Annotated in this window: 21 protein-coding genes; 6 read left to right on the forward strand and 15 right to left on the reverse strand. The window is 41.8% G+C overall.

Annotation, left to right across the window (positions count from 1 at the left end):
• Positions 1-317: 317 nt before the first annotated feature.
• The 5 genes from hisC to ACKTT2_RS29620 form a co-directional block, all read right to left on the reverse strand.
• On the reverse strand, positions 318-1370 hold the full coding sequence (gene hisC / locus ACKTT2_RS29600) for a histidinol-phosphate transaminase (protein WP_407893403.1): 1053 nt from the start codon (positions 1368-1370) through the stop codon (positions 318-320).
• A 235-nt stretch (positions 1371-1605) separates the two neighbouring features.
• Positions 1606-2634, reverse strand: a complete 1029-nt coding sequence (locus ACKTT2_RS29605) for a mycofactocin-coupled SDR family oxidoreductase (RefSeq protein ID WP_407893405.1) — start codon at positions 2632-2634, stop codon at positions 1606-1608.
• 76 nt (positions 2635-2710) lie between these two features.
• Positions 2711-3553, reverse strand: a complete 843-nt coding sequence (locus tag ACKTT2_RS29610) for a helix-turn-helix domain-containing protein (RefSeq protein WP_407893407.1) — start codon at positions 3551-3553, stop codon at positions 2711-2713.
• A gap of 355 nt (positions 3554-3908) precedes the next feature.
• A complete protein-coding gene (locus ACKTT2_RS29615) occupies positions 3909-4193 on the reverse strand; it encodes a DUF7219 family protein (RefSeq protein ID WP_407893409.1) in 285 nt (94 codons plus the stop codon).
• Between the two features lie 590 nt (positions 4194-4783).
• A complete protein-coding gene (locus tag ACKTT2_RS29620) occupies positions 4784-5815 on the reverse strand; it encodes a lysophospholipid acyltransferase family protein (RefSeq protein WP_407893411.1) in 1032 nt (343 codons plus the stop codon).
• 680 nt (positions 5816-6495) lie between these two features.
• On the opposite strand from ACKTT2_RS29620, the gene ACKTT2_RS29625 reads away from it, so the two are divergent.
• Complete coding sequence (locus ACKTT2_RS29625; protein WP_407893413.1) at positions 6496-6858, forward strand: hypothetical protein; 363 nt, start codon at positions 6496-6498, stop codon at positions 6856-6858.
• 120 nt (positions 6859-6978) lie between these two features.
• Here the strand turns inward: ACKTT2_RS29625 and ACKTT2_RS29630 are convergent, their stop codons facing one another.
• The 3 genes from ACKTT2_RS29630 to ACKTT2_RS29640 all read right to left on the reverse strand — a co-directional run bounded on the left by ACKTT2_RS29630 (position 6979) and on the right by ACKTT2_RS29640 (position 12901).
• Positions 6979-11361 (reverse strand): DUF4347 domain-containing protein, encoded by a 4383-nt coding sequence (locus ACKTT2_RS29630; protein WP_407893415.1) that lies wholly within the window; start codon positions 11359-11361, stop codon positions 6979-6981.
• Positions 11362-11935: 574 nt separating this feature from the next.
• Positions 11936-12358, reverse strand: a complete 423-nt coding sequence (locus tag ACKTT2_RS29635; protein ID WP_407893417.1) for a hypothetical protein — start codon at positions 12356-12358, stop codon at positions 11936-11938.
• 90 nt (positions 12359-12448) lie between these two features.
• Positions 12449-12901, reverse strand: coding sequence for an acyl-CoA thioesterase (locus ACKTT2_RS29640; protein WP_407893419.1), 453 nt, complete (start codon positions 12899-12901; stop codon positions 12449-12451).
• A 76-nt stretch (positions 12902-12977) separates the two neighbouring features.
• Between ACKTT2_RS29640 and ACKTT2_RS29645 the strand changes: the two genes are divergently transcribed.
• Entirely contained in the window at positions 12978-13589 is a 612-nt protein-coding gene (locus ACKTT2_RS29645; protein WP_407893421.1) for a TetR/AcrR family transcriptional regulator, read from the forward strand.
• A 40-nt stretch (positions 13590-13629) separates the two neighbouring features.
• Here the strand turns inward: ACKTT2_RS29645 and ACKTT2_RS29650 are convergent, their stop codons facing one another.
• The 3 genes from ACKTT2_RS29650 to ACKTT2_RS29660 all read right to left on the reverse strand — a co-directional run bounded on the left by ACKTT2_RS29650 (position 13630) and on the right by ACKTT2_RS29660 (position 16093).
• Positions 13630-14199, reverse strand: a complete 570-nt coding sequence (locus ACKTT2_RS29650; protein WP_407893423.1) for an MFS transporter — start codon at positions 14197-14199, stop codon at positions 13630-13632.
• A 617-nt stretch (positions 14200-14816) separates the two neighbouring features.
• A complete protein-coding gene (locus tag ACKTT2_RS29655; protein WP_407893425.1) occupies positions 14817-15566 on the reverse strand; it encodes an SDR family NAD(P)-dependent oxidoreductase in 750 nt (249 codons plus the stop codon).
• Between the two features lie 17 nt (positions 15567-15583).
• A complete protein-coding gene (locus tag ACKTT2_RS29660; protein ID WP_407893427.1) occupies positions 15584-16093 on the reverse strand; it encodes an MFS transporter in 510 nt (169 codons plus the stop codon).
• 454 nt (positions 16094-16547) lie between these two features.
• Between ACKTT2_RS29660 and ACKTT2_RS29665 the strand changes: the two genes are divergently transcribed.
• Complete coding sequence (locus tag ACKTT2_RS29665) at positions 16548-16985, forward strand: RrF2 family transcriptional regulator (protein WP_407893429.1); 438 nt, start codon at positions 16548-16550, stop codon at positions 16983-16985.
• A gap of 229 nt (positions 16986-17214) precedes the next feature.
• Here the strand turns inward: ACKTT2_RS29665 and ACKTT2_RS29670 are convergent, their stop codons facing one another.
• Entirely contained in the window at positions 17215-17403 is a 189-nt protein-coding gene (locus tag ACKTT2_RS29670) for a ribbon-helix-helix domain-containing protein (RefSeq protein ID WP_407893432.1), read from the reverse strand.
• 121 nt (positions 17404-17524) lie between these two features.
• Between ACKTT2_RS29670 and map the strand changes: the two genes are divergently transcribed.
• Complete coding sequence (map, locus tag ACKTT2_RS29675; RefSeq protein WP_407893434.1) at positions 17525-18349, forward strand: type I methionyl aminopeptidase; 825 nt, start codon at positions 17525-17527, stop codon at positions 18347-18349.
• A gap of 46 nt (positions 18350-18395) precedes the next feature.
• Here map and ACKTT2_RS29680 read toward each other — a convergent pair whose 3' ends face one another.
• The 3 genes from ACKTT2_RS29680 to ACKTT2_RS29690 form a co-directional block, all read right to left on the reverse strand.
• Positions 18396-19268, reverse strand: a complete 873-nt coding sequence (locus ACKTT2_RS29680; protein ID WP_407893436.1) for a GNAT family N-acetyltransferase — start codon at positions 19266-19268, stop codon at positions 18396-18398.
• A gap of 67 nt (positions 19269-19335) precedes the next feature.
• On the reverse strand, positions 19336-19755 hold the full coding sequence (locus ACKTT2_RS29685; protein ID WP_407893439.1) for a GNAT family N-acetyltransferase: 420 nt from the start codon (positions 19753-19755) through the stop codon (positions 19336-19338).
• Positions 19756-19829: 74 nt separating this feature from the next.
• Positions 19830-20255 (reverse strand): MFS transporter, encoded by a 426-nt coding sequence (locus ACKTT2_RS29690; RefSeq protein ID WP_407893441.1) that lies wholly within the window; start codon positions 20253-20255, stop codon positions 19830-19832.
• Positions 20256-20392: 137 nt separating this feature from the next.
• Here ACKTT2_RS29690 and ACKTT2_RS29695 point away from each other — a divergent pair, with 137 nt between their 5' ends.
• Positions 20393-20893, forward strand: a complete 501-nt coding sequence (locus tag ACKTT2_RS29695; protein WP_407893443.1) for a GNAT family N-acetyltransferase — start codon at positions 20393-20395, stop codon at positions 20891-20893.
• Positions 20894-21011: 118 nt separating this feature from the next.
• On the forward strand, positions 21012-21278 hold the full coding sequence (locus ACKTT2_RS29700) for a hypothetical protein (protein WP_407893445.1): 267 nt from the start codon (positions 21012-21014) through the stop codon (positions 21276-21278).
• The last annotated feature ends 20 nt before the right edge of the window (positions 21279-21298 follow it).

Here is a 21298-nt window from a genome sequence, read left to right on the forward strand (position 1 = left end):
GCTTTGTTACAACCCATTCGATCTGAAACAACTGTGATACCGCTTAGTCCCGCAGAAGTCACCAACTATTTTGCAAAAAAGCGAGAGGATATTAAAAGTCTGATTAAATAAAGGTATCTGACATTGAGCTAAAATCTAAAATCTCAACATAACATAACGACGAAGAAGTACCTCAGCCATAATTGGGCGGCAAATATTGAAGCAGTGTAGACCGCGCATACTCCCACATCTGTTTAGATAATACGTGTCCCTGCTTCAAGGATGACTCAAAAAATCTCTGCTCTTTAGATCTAGTGATAGCTATTACCACTAGTACTCTATTTGATAAGAGAAATCAGCGTTTCTATGAGGATTTGATTTTGCTCATCAGTACCAATAGCGATACGTAATTTATCATCCAATCTTGGCTGTTTGAAATAACGCACTAAAATCTGACGTTCTTTTAACTTTTGAGACAGTTCTTCTGCATTACCTTCTCTTGGTTGCACTAGTAAGAAATTTGTGTGAGAGTCCCAAACACGAAAACCCAATTGTTTCAACTCTATTGCTAGCTTTTTTCGCGATGCTTTAATCTTTTCTATACAAGCATTTTTATAAGCTTGGTCATTCATTGCTGCCGCACCAACTGCTATTGCGATCGCATCAACGTTATAGCTATCCTTTACCTTATACAAAGCACCAAGCAACTTAGGGTTTGCGATCGCAAATCCCAATCGCAAACCTGCCAATGAGTAACCTTTGGAAAGGGTTCGGAGAGAGATAACATTCTCAAATTCCTGAGTTAAGTCTAAGGCATTTTCTTCAGCAAAATCTACATAAGCTTCATCAATAACTAAAATCCCTGACAGATGAGTTGCAAGTTTTCGGAGATCCTCTATTGGAACCATATGCCCTGAAGGGCTGTTAGGTGATGCAATAAATGTTACAGAGCCGTTGACAGCAATCAGTTCCTCAAGGGGTAAGCGATAGTCCTCACTGTAAGGAATTTCAACACTTTCTGCAGCTTGTATTTGGGTTAAAGTACGATACAGCATATACGTTGGTACTGGATAGACTACCTTCCGCCCAGGTTCTGCACAAGCTCGCATCACAACGTTCAACAGTTCATCACTTCCATTTCCAGCAATAATCCAATCAACCGGAACTCCTAAAGCTTGACTTGCTGCTTGTTGAAACTCCTGTGCAAAGGCATTTGGATATCGTCGCAATAACTCCCCACTGAAGTTGTGTAGCACTTCCATAACTTTAGGAGATGGAGGATAAGGGTTCTCATTACTGTTAAGTTTAATAATCTTGGTATTGAGTTCGATCTGCTCGCTAGGACTATAAGCAGGCATTAAGTCGATGTGAGAGCGAAAATAATTCGTCATTTCCCAGCTTTGTTATTGTTAGAGATAGACATTTTGAGTTATCCGATACACATTCATTCACATTGGGAATTGCGTTGCTGAGTGGAGAAAGGTGGATTCAAAAGAGAAAAAAGATAACATAAATACAAAAAAGGCGTTCGCGAAGCGCAAGCCGTACCCAGCTTATCGCCCAATCTACTCTCTGTGCTGCCAAAAGAGTGCTACAAAATGCTTAATTGGTGACGCCGCTCGCTTTTTAAGCAGTGTAGTGAGCGTTTTCACCAGCCGTAATATCAAGCGCCACCCCAGTAATATACCTTGCCTCATCCGAGACGAGGTAAAGTACGCCATTTGCCACGTCCTCCGGCTCTAAGAGCGCGATCGGTAGTAGGTTTTCTTCTTGACGTTGCTTGACAATCACGGAGGCGACATCTTTGTAGGTTGGGTTTGCCAAATCGGGTCTCAAGCGACGGAATGTCTCGGCATTCTCTGTCATTCCAGTGCGGATAAAACCAGGTGAGACAGCGTTAACAGTAATCATATGCTCGGAGAGTTCCAGCGCTACTGACTTCACCAGCCCGATGACGCCCCACTTGCTCGCTGTGTAGACGTGTCGCTGGTGGGCACCATAGCGAGCGTGAGCTGAGGCAATGGCGACAATCCTTCCGCTTTTGCGCTCGATCATATGAGGAGCAACCGCACGGATTGCGTTACCGACTCCGGTAAGATTGATGCCGATAGTGTCATCCCAAACCTTATCGGTGACCTTATCAAGTGGCATACGGGGTAGGATACCAGCATTGGCGACCAAAATGTCTAGTTTGCCTAGCTCGTTGATAGTGCGCTCTACCGCTTGCCTTAAGAGCGCCATATTGCGAACATCTGCTTTGATGGTAAGACAGCGTTGCCCCAATGCTTTGACAAGACGCTCTGTTTCTATAAGGTCTTGGGTTGTGGCTAGGGAATAACCAAGGGTGTTCTCTAATGCTTTCGGATCGGCAATGTCGATCGCAACAATGTCTGCTCCCTCACGTGCAAGCACCAAAGCAGTTGCACGCCCGATTCCACGTGCTGCACCAGCGATCGGAGCGACTCGACCAGAAAGCTTGCCACCTTTTGCACTCGAAGTTGTTTGTGCTTGTGCCGTTTGCGGTGTTGCTTCCTGCGAGAAACTGGAAGTACTCGCTGCTGCTAGTCCCGCTAAGGCTGTGCTTCCAACCACTACCTGCCGTCGGGTAAGAGAGTTTGTTACGCTTTCCTTAGAGCCGTCAAGATTTTTTGTCATACCACCTTCAGATTATTAACGTTTTAGGCTTTTGTTGCTTCCTGCAACAGAGTTTACCTGGGTCAACCAATGTTGTCTAGGAAATTATTGCGATTGCTTGATACCTTCTTGGCGTCACTCCAACTAGCTGTTTGAAGTGTTTCCCAAAGTGGCTTTGGTCATAAAAACCGAGAGCGATCGCTACCTGAACAGGGGGTAAACCTTTAGCTAACAGGCTTTTGGCTCGTCCAATCCTCACCTGTGTCTGGTAAGCATGGGGGGTCAGCCCTACTTCTTTGGTAAAGATGCGGATCAAATGGAAGGGGCTTAGGTCTGCAAGGCTTGCCAGTTCTGCAAGTGAGACGTTTTGGGAATAATTTTCCTGAAGGTACTCCCGAACGCGCCTGATAACGGTACGTGTTACTCTAGAAGCAGATGGCAGGGTATAGTCTACGCCATAACTTACAATCAGTTGTATCAGCGCGAGCAAAAGTTGTGATTCCGATTCAAGTTGAGAAGTATTCCCTTCAAGGGTTTGGTGGAGACTTAAGAACTGGGCAGCGAGGTTTCGGTCTGAAATTGTTGGCATTGAAAAGAACGGCAAGCTAATTTCGCGCCCTACTACTTCTACTGCCGCTTGTTTGAGCGTAGCGCAAGGAACGTACATCACTCGAAACTGCCTAGGAGCATAGCGGATAGCAGGAGGACACGTGGAGTGTACCTCGCCGGGATGAATTATACTCAGACTTCCAACTGGATGTGGATGACTCGTGCCTCGATAGTAATACTCCCCAGTATGCGTTAAGCTGAGAGTGAACTGATACTCCTCGTGTAAGTGGGGCAAGAGCGTGTATGAAGGACCGGGGACATAGTGATACGATTCGAGCAGCACACCTTGGAACTGCCATGCTTTTACTGAGTGTTGTCCGTCCAAATTCATAATTCCCCGAAATCTAAGTTTAATTTCTTCCTATTCACTATATATATATGCCTCTTAATCATTCGCAACTTTTGCCAAGAGCATAAAAAGGTTATTGCAACTATAACTGAGGAATTTTGCGCTCGTCGTGGGGGATTACGATTATGTTAGACATTGAAAGCAAAAAGTAGAGCTAATAGCGATCGAAGAAAATATTATTGAAATCACTGGTTTTCACGCTCACGTTTGTTTTGATGCTGCAAGTCGTGAGACGACTGCGAGTGTACGTGAAGAATTGGGGGAACTATGAAAACGCTAGGAGTTCCCCGAATTCCAGCAGCAGCAATCAGCAGAGAAAGAAAGCATAATAGGACAATCAACTTTCATCTGGTAAGTCTGGTCGAATATGTGAGAGTTCGTTTCCGATCCCAAGTTCTTTTTTACTACGTTTTAACTGTTTCCAAAGAGCTTTAATCTGTTCGTAAGCTTCATTTGGCTTGAGTTTTCCGCCCGTCTGTAGACTTGCAATATAGCTAACTTTATGAGAAAATTCCTGTAGATTAGCGTTAAACACCAATTGCTGAGGCGTAAGTTTACCACGATAGCTAGCGCGAGGGCAAAGAAAACTTTCGATATCTTTGTGTTTACTAGGTTGTTCCATAAGTTTAATACTCTTTTTATAAGTGTTCTAATTATTTTTAACCTGTTCTTAACTTTAGTAAATTGTATAAAACATTAGTAGATAGGAGAGCATATAGTATCCTCCTAAAGGTAGAGTTTAATGATTAAAAGTATACCAAAAACGGTTTGGAAACTGACTTTCCAACAATTGTCTACAATCATAGGGGCGCAAGACATTGCGCCCCTACAAATGCTGTAAAACCATTCCGAAAAAGAACAGTTGTTAGCCTTACAGTATATTCAAACAATAATTGAAAGTATTTTTTCTGTTTGACGGCTGCTAATACTTGAGAGGCATTTCCTAACAGCCAGTGTTTGGACGGAGAGGGGAGTGACTGGAGAGATTTGTAAGCGTTCTTTTGTTTCCACCAGCGCCAGCTAACTATTCCCAATATGATAGTAATGATATTATTGTGGCTAAATATAGAACTGAAGAAGAAAAAGCAAGCTGAGCAGGAATTTCTGGGAACATAAATCCACCTTCGCTCAACAAAAACTTTAAATTATTCCGATACTACTGTATTTGCAGTGACTTGCAACTATCAAAAACAGAATGGAGGAATGAGAACTCTAGCACAACATTTGATTGAGGAAATGATGGAAGAGCTTTAAACCTTCTGGCTCTTGATAGTTTTGTGGTAAGAGGGAAATTAATGCGTGCTGCAATGCTTCTAAGGCTGTGCTCACTTCCTGTCGTGTTGGTCGATTGGATTGGGGAAAGTACAAAGGTTCGCCGAATCGTATGGTTAACTCTTTTCCTAGATAGAGATTTTTTGTCCCAATCAGTCCAACTGGTACAATTGGTACTCCTGCTTTCAAGGCGTAAATGACAGCACCTTGTTTTAGGGGTAAGTGCAGTTTTCCCTCATGTGTTCCCAATCGTCCTTCTGCAAACAAGAGGATACCGTTGTTCTGAGCAAAAATTGCCTGAATCGTACTGTTAATTTGTCGCAGTACTGGAATCGAATTTCCTGGCGGCACATCTTGTTCGATCGCTTGAGCGAGATCGTGCAAATCCTCTCTTCCTACTTTAGCACTGCCGATGATTGGGCGATCGCATTTATCCCCGGCGAGATCGTGCAAATCCTCTCTTCCTACTTTAGCACCCTCAATCGCTGCCATCTCTTCCTTCCACCGCCGTTCTAAAGGTATGACACCACCTGCAAAATTCAAAATTTGACGCTTCCACCATTTGTTATGGAGCGTGCGTGCGTCACCAAAAATGTAATAGTAGGGTGATGGAGGAATTTGAGACAGCAATAGAAAAGGGTCGATGTGATTGAGGTGATTGGCAGCAAGCACCGCAGCACCATGGGGAAGGCGTTCCAAATTTTCAACCTTAACTTTAAAAAGTGTTTGAATAAACGCCCGCAGAACAAAACGACGAGTAGTACCACTGGCTCTAGATTCAGAACCTCCCTCACTAATAACTGTCACTCGCTTTAGTGCTTTTTGAATTGCCTTACGAATCGCCGGATTGCGAGACATTGCAAGTCCTTCTCTGGCTCTCTGGATGGTTTCAAACGTCAGGGGTGGCAAGTCATCTTTTTCTACGTTATTTTCCTGCTCGATAGATGAACCCAGAATAGGACGTTTGCTCATAGAAAAAACCATCTTGCCTATAGTCCTTACAGTTTAACAAGCTTTGACACAATCGACCTCTATCTGAATGGAGCACTACTTAACTCAATCATCCACATGGAGTTGTAGCAATTGTACGCGGTTTAGGAAGCCACAGTGGTTTGTTTAGTAATGTAGTTCAGCACCTCGTTCCTGCTGGATATACTATTAACAGACTTAAAAAATTAGCTAGAAAGACACGTTAAAGGAGGCACTTTACTTCCACTTAGACGGTGCTTCCTGAAAAATAAATATATGTTGGGTTAACTATATAGCGTTTCCTAGTCTGCTGAGGTACAAATTTATCTGCGTCCATCCACTACAGGCTACGGTTAATTCTTCCTTAGAGTACCTCACGGAAGAGGAAATTGCTATATATAACTTCCGCTCCGCTTAAGAGCAGGAGTCGTATATTGAGAAATGAAGATAAAATTTTCTAATAAAGATACTTATCTAAGAGTACTTTGAATACATCTTTTTTAGTCTCAAGTAAATATATCTTTAACACTTAGCCTGAGTCCATCTGTTAGAAAATCGGTACAATAGCGATATGGGGCGACAGATTCGATTGTTGATGTTTCCTTGCTAACGTATTGAAACAACTTCAAAAGCTAGTGTTGCACTTTGAAGATTGACTTGGGCAAAAACCAGAGGTAAAGAGTATGAACCGAACACTTCTATTCAAAATCAGCTTACCTTTAATAGCAGCTCCTTTGCTTTCTATTTTTACGCCTCCTACCGCTATTGCAGTTCTGTCTAACTCACAAACTCTTGGATTAGAACAGAAAATTATTGGTACTAGACGTAACTCAGTACTCATAGCAGACAGGGACGATTACTATCGAAACCGAGAAGAAATTCGCAACCGCCGCCGAGAAATTCGCCGAGAGATGCGTCGTTTGAGGAGAGACGAAAGAAGGCTCAACCGCCGATATCCAGATCGCGATCGCTACTATCGTGGTGGTAGGGATTACAATCGCCGCGATCGCGATCGGAACTATTATCCCTACTATCCAAGGAGATAAAAAATTCTGCTTGGGATTAACCAGTATCTGGAGCGTCAGCACATTACTCGCTTTCCATCAAAAGATTACTGAATCTGAAAGGGGAACGCTGAGTTCCCCAATCTCTGTGTTCTGGATGCGTTAAGCAATACTCAAATTAACTCTGACAATCATGTCATTGTAATCGCGATCGCCATTACCTGGTAAATCCTCAAAGCCAAAGGTGTTATTGCTTAATAAGCGAATATGATCGGCTTTATCGGTGTTAGCTCCTAAGAAGGCGAAATACGCTGTTGGGTCATTATTTGGAATATTGTCTAGAACTGCCTCCGGTTTACCATTAACAATCATGAATGGTGCAAACAGTGAATTAGGGCTAAGAGTGCCTGTAAATGTGGTAGTACCTTGATTGCTTGTTGTCAAGTCAAGTCCTGCGACACGTCCTCTCACTGCAGCCTGAGTATACCCTGCATCTCCGGGACGGAAATCTATAGTCCCATTGCCATCTGTATCAATACCACCATTGACATCAGCGATGCGGTAGAAGCCAATTACATTGTCAAAGAGTGCTTCTCGGTTTGCAGTAAATTCTGCTCTCACCTGAGTAGACACATTACGCAAATCGATGATTTCTCCAGAAGGATTTCCTTGAATACCGCTACCCAAGGGTAAGGGTTGATTTGTTGCTTTAATCTTGACTTCCAAATCTTGGAAGCTAGAAGCACTGCTATTCGCTCCGGCGTTCCAAGATAATGTAAACTCGCCATTGCCTGAGTCTACAACTTTTTGGTTTGAAGAATTGGGAAAGAGTACATCACTTAGAGGAGTTAAACCAGCTTGCACGGCATCAACACTACTATTCCTTACTAAGAAGAATTGCAAGCGCGATCCTGAATTAAATTCCAGTAGTCGTTTTATGTCAGTACTAAAACCGTTAGGAACTTTAGCGATCGCAGAGAAAATAGTGGTAGCTCTTGAAATCGCTGCTTGAGCATAATTGTCTGTACCAGGAGCAATTCCATTAATTGTTCCTTGGTCATCATCAACAAAAAATACACCCAGTTCATTGACTGACTGAGAATTGCGTCCCGCGAGAGCAACTTCTAGCTTTGGTCGAGCGCTACCAGAAGTATCGTTCAACTGGAAAAGATTGTTAGATAGTTGTTTAAGAACAAAAGCATTATTGCCAGCATTGTTAGCAGTATTGTTGCCAGTGTTGTTGCTATTAATAGTAATCGCTACTGTATCAGTGGCACTGCTGAAGCTTGTAATTCCACCGTTAACTGTTGTATCCGTAACGTTGCCATTAACACCAGTAGTTTGATCCCAAGCGCGGATGGTTAAAACATCATTGATAGTGCCAGTGAAGTTAGTGCTAGGTTGGAAATAAATACGGGTATTGGGATTAGCTGCTAGTAGGCGAGCGTTTGTGTTGGACACAGACCCCAAAGGTATCCAGTTACTACCATTATCAATGCTGTAAAATAAACTGCCATTAGCAGTATTAGCACTTGTAATGGCAATACCTGTAAGCGCATTGAGGTCTGGATCGGTAACATTACTACCAAGACTAACTAAGGAAGAAACAAGAGTACCAACTACCCCTGTAGGTGCGCCTGCATTTTGATTAACCGTAGCGAGATTCAGGCTAATATCGCTCAGGACAGGGGCATTATTAACACCCACAGCATTAACAGTAATTGTTGCAGTGTCAGTTGCACTGCTAAAAGCTGTAGTGGTGCCATTGACACTGGTGTTTGCCGTACCGCCGTTAGTTCCAGTACTTTGGTCCCAAGCACGGAAAGTCAAGGCACTATCGATAGTGCCAGTGAAATTGGCATTAGGTTGAAAGTAAATGCGCGAGTTGGTGTCAGCAGCTATTAAGCGAGCATTGGCGTCAGATACAACTCCCAAAGGTATCCAATTAACACCGTTGTCAATACTGTAGTAGAAACTTCCATTGGTTGTGTTAGCACTTGTGATGGCAATACCTGTGACACTGCTATCAGAATCGGTAACGTTTCCATTTACACCAAGCTTAACTAAGGAGGAAACAAGAGTTCCAACTGCTCCCACAGGTGCGCCCGTATTTTGACTAACGGGAGAGAATGTGACGGCAGTGTCTAGCAGGACAGGAGCATCATTAACACCGTTAACAGTAATTGCAACAGTATCTGTTGTACTGCTGAAAGCAGCGATCCCACCCGTTACAGTAGCGTTTGCGGTGCTGCCGTTTGTTCCACTAGTTTGGTCCCAAGCACGGATAGTTAGCGCATCGTTAATAACGCCGTTGAAGTTGGAAATAGGTTGGAAGTAAAGACGAGTGATGCCATCAGCAGCTAGTAAGCGAGCTTCAGTATTAGACACAGCCCCTAAAGGTGACCAAGTGTCGCCATTATTCGTGCTGTAGAACCAATTTCCGCTAGTCGTATTAGCACCAGCGATCGCAACACCTGTGACAGCATTAAGGTCTGGGTCAGTGACATTAGTACCAACAGCAACTAAAGAAGAAACAAGAGTCCCAACTGCTCCTGTGGGTACTCCAGAATTTTCATTGATACTTAAGGAAATAGTAGTATCGCTAAGGATAGGAGCAGTGTTACCAGCATTAACGGTAATTGTAACGCTGTTAGTATTACCGCTGAAGGCGGCAGTGGTAACATTATCTGGGGGTGCTGTATCTGCACTACCACCGTTAGTGCCAACGGTCTGATCCCAAGCACGGAAGGTTAAGACATTATCAATAGGACCGTTAAAGCCAGCATTTGGAAGAAAGTACAGGCGAGTACTAGCATTAGCTGATAGTAGACGAGCGTTATTCTCAGATACCAATCCTAAAGGTATCCAGTTAGTACCATTATCAGAACTGTAGAACCAAGTGCCATTGCTGTTGTTAGCATTGATAACAGCAATACCTGTAACTGCATTAACGTCTGGATCGATAACATTGTCCCCAAGGCGGACTAGAGAAGAAACAGGAGTCCCAACTGCTCCTATAGGTACACCTGCATTATTGTTAATGGCTGGAAAAGTAACCTGGGCTTCAGTGAGAGTAGGAGCATCATTAACAGGATTAACGGTAATGACAGCATTAGCAGACGTACTGCTAAAGGAAGTAGAACCACCACTAATAGTAGCGTTGCCAATACTACCATTGATATTTTCATTATTAACAGTACCCGTCTGGTCCCAAGCACGGAAGGTCAAAGCAGGGCTAACAGAACCATTAAAATTAAGACTGGGTTGGAAATAAATACGAGTTCCACCGTCAGCTGCTAATAAGCGGGCTTCTCCGTTAGACACAGCCCCTAAATTTGCCCAGCTATTACCATCATCAATGCTATAAAACCAAGTGCCGTTGGTAGTATTAGCACCTGTAACAGCAATACCTGTGACTGCATTGAGGTCTGGATCGGTAACATTGCCACCAAGGCTCACTAAAGTAGAAACGAGCGTACCAACGTTCCCTATGAGTTCGCCTGGATCTTCGTTGACCGCAAGTAGAGTAACGTTTGTGTTACTGAGAGTAGGAGCATTATTGACGGTATTGACAGTAATTGCAGCCACGTCAACCTCACTACTGAAAGCAGTATCACTACCGCTAACTGTCGTATTTGCAACACCAGCATTGGTTCCACTACCAACAGTTTGATCCCAAGCACGAAAGGTAAATAAGTTATCAATGATACCACTGGAGTTAGCATTAGGCTGGTAATAAATGCGGGTTACGGCATTTGCTGCCAGCAAAAGGGAATTATTGTCGGATACAGCCCCTAAAGGTGTCCACGTAACACCATTATTGATAGTGTAAAAGAAATTACCATTTATCGTATTAGCGTTTACAATAGCAATCCCTGTTGTCCCGCTATCTGAGTCAAAGACATTACCACCAAGGGTGACTAGAGAGAAGATTGGTGTACCAACTGCCCCTACTGGCTGACCTGCATTATTATTGATTGGATTCAGAATAATATCGGTGTCAATGAGAGTAGGCGCAACCAGTACAGACGGATAGGCTGCGATCGCCTCTACAGAGAATGCCAATGATTGATTTGAAGTCTTACCAATATTGACTTCTAGGTTCCAATCACCTCCCAAGACTGCGTTACCAGTCAGATTAGCAGAGGCAGCTATATTGGCTCCTGTGAGGCGATGTAACTTAGTAATAAATTCTGTACCTGCGTCACCCGCTGCTACATGGCAACCGTAAAGATAAAGGGTAGGAGATTGAGAATAAGAGAGATAAGAACTTCGAGAAAACCAATTCTTTAGTTGATTGGCGTAAAGTTCTAGAGTTCCAAGACTAAGTTCGCTGTTGCCTAGATAAAGAGTTCCTGAAGAGCCATGAGAAACAATATGGACACTTTCCACTTCACCATATTGAGAAAGTGCTTGAGTAATTTGTGTTACTCCATCTCGAGCGGGGTCAAGAACAATGGCTTGAATTCCCGCTAAGACATTTTTCAGTAAAACTTCGTAGCGATCTACGGATGGATCGACAAAAAGAACGCTAGTAATCTTCATCTCTGCTTTATAAAACTGTATTACATTTACATCCAAGAGCTCTTAGAAATACTGGTAAGACCACAACAGGACTCGCCTTTGCCGTCATCAATACACTTATTGTAAATAATTTTACGCTAAGTTATCCTAGGAACACTGATATATATGACCCGATTTGAGGTTATATAAGATCGACTTTGAACTGAACTTTGGGTTATGAGTATGGTGTCAGTGTAATCATCTGTGGTTTTTATGAATTCAGTACTTCTAGTTAGGAAAACATGAAAAACTTGTATAACCAGGATATAAATACCGATCTTTATAGAAAAAACATATTAAAACTTTTACGTCGGTCAAAATAGCGATTGGGGAACTCGGGGCCCCCTTTGGGGATAAGGGGCAATGGGGACTAGGGACTAGGAAATAAATTCCCTTTTCACCAATCCCCAATCCCCTTTTTATCTGTTATGAATCAGTCTAAGATGGATATAGCGGTTTTCAATTAGGTACAATACATTAAAAAAGTTATAGAACCGCAGCCTGTAGCGGATGAATGCAGATAGATCTGTACTTCATTCAAGTGAAAACCTCTATATTATTCAGTCACGTTAAGTTCTTGCCGCCATGGTTTGAGGATGAGTGCCGACCAGACAGTAAATCCCAAGATAGCAAAGCCACTCAACCCGTCCATCCAGATAAAAAGATGCATCTTTGCCGAGAACTGCAACCAAGTGCCATAAAGGTAATGTCCTGGGCTTGCTAAACCTGTGAATGAGTAGATGAAAAGACATACGTAAGCAAACCAAAACTTTCTGGACTCGTACAACCAGTAACCAATAATTCCTACTACTGTCAGAATGAGCCATGATTGATATATTGAAGGAGCAGTAATCCAGTCTGGTTGAGGATATTCTTCAATAAAGAGATAATTGTCGGTAAAATGAATACCTGTAGAAATAATGCTGCCAATTAATAAAATTCTCAACAACTTCCGAGACATACCTTCAAGATGCATCATCAGGTTTCCTCAAATTGACTATTTATTAGCTGCATATTAGCGATTCATGCTGCTACAAGCGATCGCGTACTAGGTGGGAGTCAATGTTTGTTATGATACACTAGTTAACAAATTAGTAGATGGAGTTTCTACTGTTGAATGAACGTAAGGTAGGAACAAAGAGCGCTCTTCTGGATACAAACGTCTTGGGCGCATTGTGTCTCTGTCTACAAACAATCCTTTTTGCCAACCCTCTGCAGCTAACGTTTCCTGTTCTTTGTAAAAGCGGAACTGCATAATAGCAGACGCATTTTTTAGTTCAGAGATCCACATCTCTACCCGCACGCGATCGCCTAAAAAAAGCGGCGATTTATAAGCAATATTTGTTTGAACCAGTACCGGAACGAACCCTTTCTGTGAGATTTCCTGCATTGGCATCCCAACGGCTTCGAGTAGTTTTGTCCGTCCAACTTCCATCCACTGAATATAGACCATGTTATTTACGTGTCCCATAAAATCAATGTGGAAGGAATACACCTCTAACTCAAAAAAAATCTTGTTCATCTTGAATTCCCAAAGTCACTGCCTAGTGACAATGTAACATAGTCACTAGATGGTGACAAGTAGATGAGAATTATTCATGGCTCGAGATAAAGAAGAAACGAAAGCACGAATTCTAGCAGCAGTTGCTAAACTCTTGGCAGAATCAGGCTTTAAGCAATTGGGAGTGAATGCGATCGCCCGTGAAGCTGGGGTCGATAAAGTTTTAATTTATCGATATTTTGAGAATCTCCCCTCCCTGCTGCAAACCTTTGGTAAGGAAGGTAACTATTGGATTACACTTGAAGAATTAGTTGGAAAACAAACAGATGTAGATACCGAATCGCTAGCTGACTGGATGGTTTTGTTCTTGACTCACTTTTTAAATGACTTGCAAAAACGACCAATTACTCAAGAAATTCTGCGATGGGAGTTACTCGAAGGTAATGAGTTAACTCATGAATTAGCAACAGTGCGAGATCGGGTAGCAACTGAAAGCCTGGAATTTCTCCACCAAAAGTGTTCTTTTCCTCCAGATAAAGATATTCCAGCGATTGCTGCGGTGTTGATTGCGGGAATTGTCTATCTTGTTTTACGAACCAAAGTCAGCAATACATTCTTGGGAATTGACTTTAGTTCGCCAACAGGATGGCAACGGATCGAAAGTGCGATCGAGTCTTTAGTTCAAGCAACTGTTGACAGTAACCAGTGACCAGCGACCAGTGACCAGTGACCAGTGAAGCTTCATGTTTTCAATGGTAGGTCATCTCGTTTGAGTAAAGGAAGGAGCGTGATGCCAATAGACGCAAGTGCATCAACAGCGCCTTCTTGTCTGTTATCAGAATTGATTGAACAAAGTTACCAATTGCAGCTAGCGTTAAAGTATTACTCATACCTACTAGAAAAATTAAAACCAGACAAATCTCTAGATTTTTAGAATGAGAAAAAAGCATCAAACTCAAGCCTAAAATTACCGTAGAACGTGTTATCACTTTCTCTAATCCTATGACTTGCTTACGAAGAATAAGATACAAACCTGAAACTATAGAACCAAATGCTGAAGCTGTCATAAGTAATCCCATAGTTTCTGCATTACCAGACAATATTTTTTGAGTAAAAATTGGCATTAAGTTAATATGAGTCATTGCCATAAAACAAATAATGATTTGTAACCCAAAAGCATATCTTATAGGCAAAAAATCATAAGTAAAAATAAACCCTTCTTTTAAATTCTTTAAAAAAGATTTCAGAGCGGATGGAATTTGAAAAGAATTAAATCTCAGTTTGCCTTCTTCAAAACGTTCCCTGTGACTTTGTCCCATCAGTGTCTTCCTTTTGTAAATATCTACAACCTTGTTTTCGAGGCAGTAAGAAGCTTTATCGGATTTGGACGTTACAAGCCCACTCATTCTAAGGCCATGTTAGTTAAGCTTAAATTTAGAAAACCAGAAATTTAGTATTCTTACTATTTAGTGACAAATAGGCGAGCGCGTAATATTCGCGAATTACGGCTGCTTTTGTCACTTTAGTGCAGGGTTCTCACAAATAGTTAGATATACTAATTATTAGTTTATCATGTATTTTGTAAAGTCAAGCATAAAACAACACCATCTATTAACCAAGGATAGCGTGGTGGAAGAACGTTGTTATACCAATTCTCTGTATTAAAGCAACAGATCGAGATCCCCCCTAGCCCCCCTTAATAAGGGGGGAAAGTCTTTAAAGTCCCCCTTATTAAGGGGGGAAAGTCTTTAAAGTCCCCCTTATTAAGGGGGATTTAGGGGGATCGTGTGTAGCAATCATTTGGAGAATTGGTATTAAAACTGTTAACAGTGCTCGGTTAATCTCTATATTGAGATTGGTACGGGCGAGGACGCCCGTAGCACAAGAACATAGTGTGGTTCTAGACCTTGAAAACTTCGGTATTTACTGGTTTGATTTACCACCCTTGATCGGTGGGTCGGATGAGAATTTCGTTAACGCTAACTCGTAGCGGCTGAGTTACGGCATAAACGATCGCTACAGCAACATCTTCACTTTCCAGAGGAACGATTGATTTACGCCGTTCTTCGCTGCGTTGTTTAGCAATTGGATCGGTAATAAAGTCATTAATTTCCGTGTTTACCATACCAGGTTCAACGATGGTAACGCGGATATTTTGCTTGTGGACTTCTTGACGCAAAGCTTCTGAAAAGGCATTGACACCCCATTTACTGACATTATATGCCCCAATACCTGCTCGTACTGTCCGACCTGCTACTGATGAGATATTAACAACATGACCACTACCTTGTGCCTTGAATATGGGTAGAGCAGCATGAGTCACATACATTAATCCTAAAACATTGATATCAAACATCCGCCGCCAGTCGGCAGTATTCGCACCATCAATATCGCCTACGAGTGCCACACCTGCATTATTGACTAAGATGTCTATTCGACCAAATTCTGCTTTTGTTTTATGTACGATATCTATTGCTTGTGTTTCATTTGCAACATCAGCAACAATTATTAAAGCTTTCCCACCATTGCTTTCGATACGTTCTGCTACTGGTTTTAACCGTTCGACACGCCTTGCTGCGAGCGCAACTTGTGCTCCTTCACTTGCTAAGGCAAGAGCAGTAGCTTCACCAATTCCTGCTGATGCACCAGTTACAATTGCTACTTTTCCTTCTAATTTACCTGCCATAGTAGAACTCCTTGTGATTAACGTAAAGACTTGCCACGACGCATCTCTACAACTGTCATGGCTACCGCACCACACAGTAAAAGTGCAGCTAAGCGGTAACTTCCTTGAAATCCCGCCACAACGGCTTCAGGAGGTGCAGCAGACACATCAAGACCGGAAATGAACAACGAACCCAACCCCTGAAGCGATCGAAAGCCAATGAGCCAATCGATGCTTGATGCCATTCCACATAATAGCGAGCTGAGAGTAAACAGGATAAGCCCTCCTAAGTAGAGATACTTCTTACCCCATATATCGCCCAAACGAGTTGCACCCAAAACCAAACTAGAGCTAATCAACTGGTAACTCAATACAGCCCATTGAGCTTTAGAAAAACTAGTATCGAAGAATTGAACCAATGTTGGCAAAGCTACGTTAATAATACCTACATCAAGAGTTGACATTAGCACCCCGATACCAACACCAAGCATGACCCACCATTTCTGAGAGGCTGCTATAGATTGAGATTTCAATTGTGACTCTGCCAATTTTCAGCCTCCATAATACCTAAATTTACGTTTGTGAATAGTTTATATACGTAATATTATGCAAGCTATTGTTTCTCTCACAATCAACATAAAAAATTTACTCAGATCCCCGACTCCTCAAAGAAGTTACGGATCTTGCAGTTCCTGACAATCAATGCGATTAAGTACTAGAAGGCAGAAGTACGCTTGCTTATAAATTGCTTTACTGCCGCTCAACTGACCTCTTAAACACCGATAAACTTATCTTTATATCGTAGTTTAAATGTTAGGTAAACATTATCATGAGTAACATTGGAAAGCAAGCAGATCTGTAGGCAAAACTCAGCACACGCTTTTGAGGTAGCACTTGCCGTAATGATAAATTTTATTTGTCAAATTAATAGCAATAAATATTTGCTCTTATTAATAGAGTTGATTAAAGTGAGATTGACCAGCCATTCTTAGGCTATGTACGATGAAACTCTCTAACAAATCTGAATACGCAATTCTAGCCATGGTAGCATTGGCGAAGCGTTATCATAGTAACGAATGTTTGCATATTCGAGAAATAGCAGCGTTACAAAAAATACCAAACCGTTATTTAGAACAACTGTTAGCAACCTTGAGATCGGGAGGTTTGATTAAAAGTATACGAGGGTCGAAAGGAGGTTATGTTTTGGCACGCGATCCAAAAAAGATTACAGTTTTGGATGTTTTGAAGTGTATTGAAGGAGTTGATGCTGCTGTGCCTACTATGGATTCTACCTGCCATACAGTAGAAGCAGAAGCTATTCAAGAAGTTTGGATTGAAGCAAATCAAGCAGCATACCAAGTTTTGCAAAAGTATAGTCTGCAAGAACTTCGCGATCGACAAGCAAGTAGACAGCAAATAGAAAATATGTACTATATCTAAAGATTTATTAATACTGCGATCTGCTCAAAGAACACGCAAATTTTTAAAAGTATCTATAGCGCTCCTCACATTAGTGAGGTACAGCAAGAAAGAGTTAACCGCAGATGGACGCAGATGGACGCAGATAAATTTATATCTTAGAAGACTAGGAAACGCTGTGTAAAATCTCGCATCTTATTAAAAATTGAGAAAATATGTATTTTATTTTCGTTGTTTTGGAAAGCTACTTTCATCGCATATTCATGACTTCTGAAGAGTTTTGCTGATTTTGACGGCGTTCTTGTAAAGCCTTATCAACTAATTTTGCAACTAACCAGGAAACAGAGCGTTCTTCCACCTCAGCCCATTCTTCTAGTTCCTTTTTCCACTCAGGAGGAACATAAGCGACTACTCTTTCTAAATCCGTCTTTCCGCCCATTGTTGAGTACCTGCTTTAACGAGTTTTCTTAATTCCTAGCATACAAGCAAGAAACTAAATCGTGCCAAGCTATGCTATGCTGTGCTAGCAAGGCATAGCATGAAGGAGAAAGAATTTGGTTATGAGCGATCGCGTAAGTCTTTCAATAGCAGGAAATTTTTTGCAACCACCATCTCATCTCGGGTTAGTCTTGCTCTCAGCTAGAGAGTTAGAGAAGATGAGAGCAGTTGGGCAACTTGCAGCCAATTTACTCAAGCATCTCGAACCACTGGTGCAACCAGGGGTCAGCACGCAAGAATTAAACGATGAAGCAGAACTTTGGACACAAGCCCATGGTGCAATTAGCGCCCAGCTTGGCTATGCACCTTCCGGACATCCTCCTTTTCCTCGTTCAATTTGCACTAGCGTCAATGAAGTTGTTTGTCATGGAATTCCCAATCGCAAACAAATCCTCAAAAACGGAGACATCATTAATATTGATGTGACTCCAGTTCTAGATGGTTACCACGGTGACACCTCTAAAACGCTTTTGGTTGGTAATCCGTCAGCCTCAGCCCGAAAATTAGTTGAGGTTACTCAAGAATGTATGATGCGAGGGATTGCTGAAATTAAACCGGGGGCAAGAGTAGGGGATATTGGTGCAGCTATTCAAGAATATGCTGAGGCAAATGGATTTTCAGTCGTGCGAGACATGGTAGGACATGGAGTTGGACGAGAGTTTCATACAGAGCCACAAATTCCTCATTACGGTCAGCGAGGCAGAGGTTTGAAATTGCGTTCAGGAATGGTTTTCACTGTTGAACCAATGCTTAATGAAGGAAGTTGCGACCTCAAGTTTATGCCTGACCGTTGGACTGTGATTACCAAAGACAAAAAACTCTCCGCTCAGTTTGAACATACTATTGCAGTAACAGACTCAGGAGTGGAAATTTTAACTCTCGCTTAAATATTAGAATTTAATGCTTTTTTACTGGAGTTTAGTGACACTAGACTTATTCAGACTCGTCCTTAAATATCAATAAGCCATACTTTTCTAGGAGAAGTTGGAAGCCAAGTCCTCGGTAAACCGCTTGTGCTGCAATGTTATGCTCAGACGTAAATAGCACAGCACGATTCACTTTCTGAGACTGTGCGCTTATCAAAGAACCTGCAACTACGCATTTAGCGTAACCTTTTCCACGTAAATTTGGTGGTGTCCAAACTCCGCCAATCTGTACAATCTCTGGTAGACAAGCATTGAAGGCTGAGTAGGATACAAGAGTTTCCTCAGCTACAAGAACCCAATGTGTAGCCGTCGCTTGACGCGCCTCAATAGTTCGATAGCAATTTTGGTGCAAACTAGGCGTATTTACTTGTTCTAATGCTTCTACACTGTAGGCAATACACCACTCTGTTAGTAATTCCAATTCCTCAAGATGTGGTAGACGACATTGAACTTGTCCTGATGTTAGCATTGTAGGAACACGTAGGTCTTGCAGTGCTAATGAGAACAGTATTTCGCTCTCGCTGAGTCTAATTGGTCTGTTGGCTAGCCCCAACACTTCTCGAGCTGCTTCTACCTGTTGAGTGGGTCCCGTAATTCCAGAAATAGTTTTACCTGACTGACTCACAACTTCCTGCACAACAGATTCAAGGTGAATTGGGGCTTGGATTACTATCATACCGTTCCAATAATGAGCTGCGACTGCAGTGACAACTTCATCTTCGATCGCAGCTACATAAGTACCTTGAAACCGTGCGCCTTGGTTTACTAATCCTGCAGCTTGCAAATTAGAGCGCAAAAACATCGAAGTATCGGGATATTGAGAGAGGAAAGTTTCAAGCACTCCTTCATCACCAGGTTGTAGAGTCTTTAAGCTTGGCATAAAAAACTCCTATTATGAGTACATTGATTGTACAACTTCGACCAGAACAAATTGTTGAGTAATTACGTTATAATTCCATTGAAAAGTGATGACTTGTAATGTTCATGCGTTGCATGAGATAAAACCTGTGAGCATCAAATCTCTGAACACCAGAATCAAGGCTTAAATGTCCACAATTATGACTTTTTGCATATTCTATCAACCAGCTAAATAACTGTTGACCATAGCCGTGCGATCGCTTTAACTCATCAACAACTAAATCATCAACATATAAAAACTTTCCTGATGCCAAACAAGTGGAAATACGAAATCCAGTTACCGCGACAATTTGCCCTTCTACTTGCACAAAAGCAAGTTTATATCCTTCTTTCATTTGGTATCGAACTTGCTCTACAAACTTAGTTGGCTCGAGGTAAGGACGTAACTGGAGCATAACAGGAAAACACTCTAATATTTGAGAGTCAGATTCTGCCAGCTGTATTAACATAGTTTTCAGTGTATTATATTTGTATATTAGTGATTTAATAAAGTCAACTTTTTTACGGCAAGATGTTAGTCGAGCTACTTTTCGTCAAGAGCATAGCTATCTCGTGCCAAACCCGTAGCAAAGCGCAGAGAATGGCGTAAAGATTGACTATAGGCAGCAATACTAATTCCATGAAATGCTCTAATCCAAAATAATATCAGAATTGAGTTGATAAAGTAGCCCAGAGGTGATATTGTTGCGATCGCTAAGCCAATCATCACTACTAGTTTTCGGCTGTATCGATCTGCCAATTTTCCCAACCAAGGACGAGTCAAAATTACGCCAAGGGCAAATGCCCCCATAACAAAACCGATTTGTTGCGGTGTACCGCCTATATCTTTGATGTAAAGAGGTAAAGTTGCTATGAGAGAACTGTGACTAGCCCAAGACAGTATACCCAGTACAAAGAGCAATATAAGGTTTTTGCGTTGCTCTGGTTGGAGAGTATTAAATACATTCATTGACGAATTATTTTGCTACAGTTAATTGTGCGATCGCCTATACGGACTAGTAAACAATTCATCTTTTATGATTTTTTGATAGAAAAACTTTATGCTTATCGATGAACCGTATTTTATCACAATAAACATAGCGTCTGATGAATTTTGTTATAACGCAAGCAAAATCAGAAGAAACTTATCTTGTTTCCGAGCTCCTTCTAGAGGCAATATCTTGGCTTGATACACAAGGTATGAGTCTTTGGCGTCGTGATGAAGTTATGCCAGAAAAAATTCAGCCAGATGTAGATTCAGGGATGTTTTATCTTGCTTGGGATAGAGAACAGGCTGTTGGAACTCTTAAATATCAACTTGAGGATGAATTATTTTGGTCTGATGTGCCGAAGGGTGAATCAGCTTTTATTCATAAACTTGCTGTTAGACGTAGCTATTCTGGTGGTATTGTTTCTTATCGCCTTTTGCAATGGGCAGTTGAAAAGTCAAAATCTCAAGGATTGAAGTATCTGCGGTTAGATTGCGACGCTTCTCGCCCAAAACTCTGCACTATTTATGAGAAATTTGGTTTTCATAAACATAGCACGAAACAAGTTGGAGCTTTTTATGTTGCTCGGTTTGAGTACTATCTGAATAAGAAACTGTAGCCTAATCTATCAATTGGACAGGCTACAAGTTCATTCACAAGAAAAAGTTAGATACCTTTTTCTCGATCGTTCTGTTGACTGTTACTAGCAGCTAGCCCATAATTACCGTGGTGAAACTGTGGAAGTAGGAGTAGGAGTAGGGGTAGTAGTGGGTGTAGCAGATGGCCTTTTACCATTTGGTTTTTTCCGACTTCTAGGTTTTGTTGTGGGGGAGGTTGTTGGTTTAGGGGAGGATGTAGTCGTTGGGGTAGGTGATGCTGATGATGGTTGTGCGTTGGCTTCTGAGGTAAAGCTAGTTGCTGGTATAGCAAAAGCCATACCACTAGTTAGGGCGATCGCTACAAACTTTGTAATCTTATTCATTTCACACCTCACAAGAGTATAGGAGAAAGTACAAAAGAATAT

Source organism: Scytonema hankhaensis NUACC26 (genome assembly GCF_045865695.1).
GTDB lineage: Bacteria > Cyanobacteriota > Cyanobacteriia > Cyanobacteriales > Nostocaceae > Scytonema.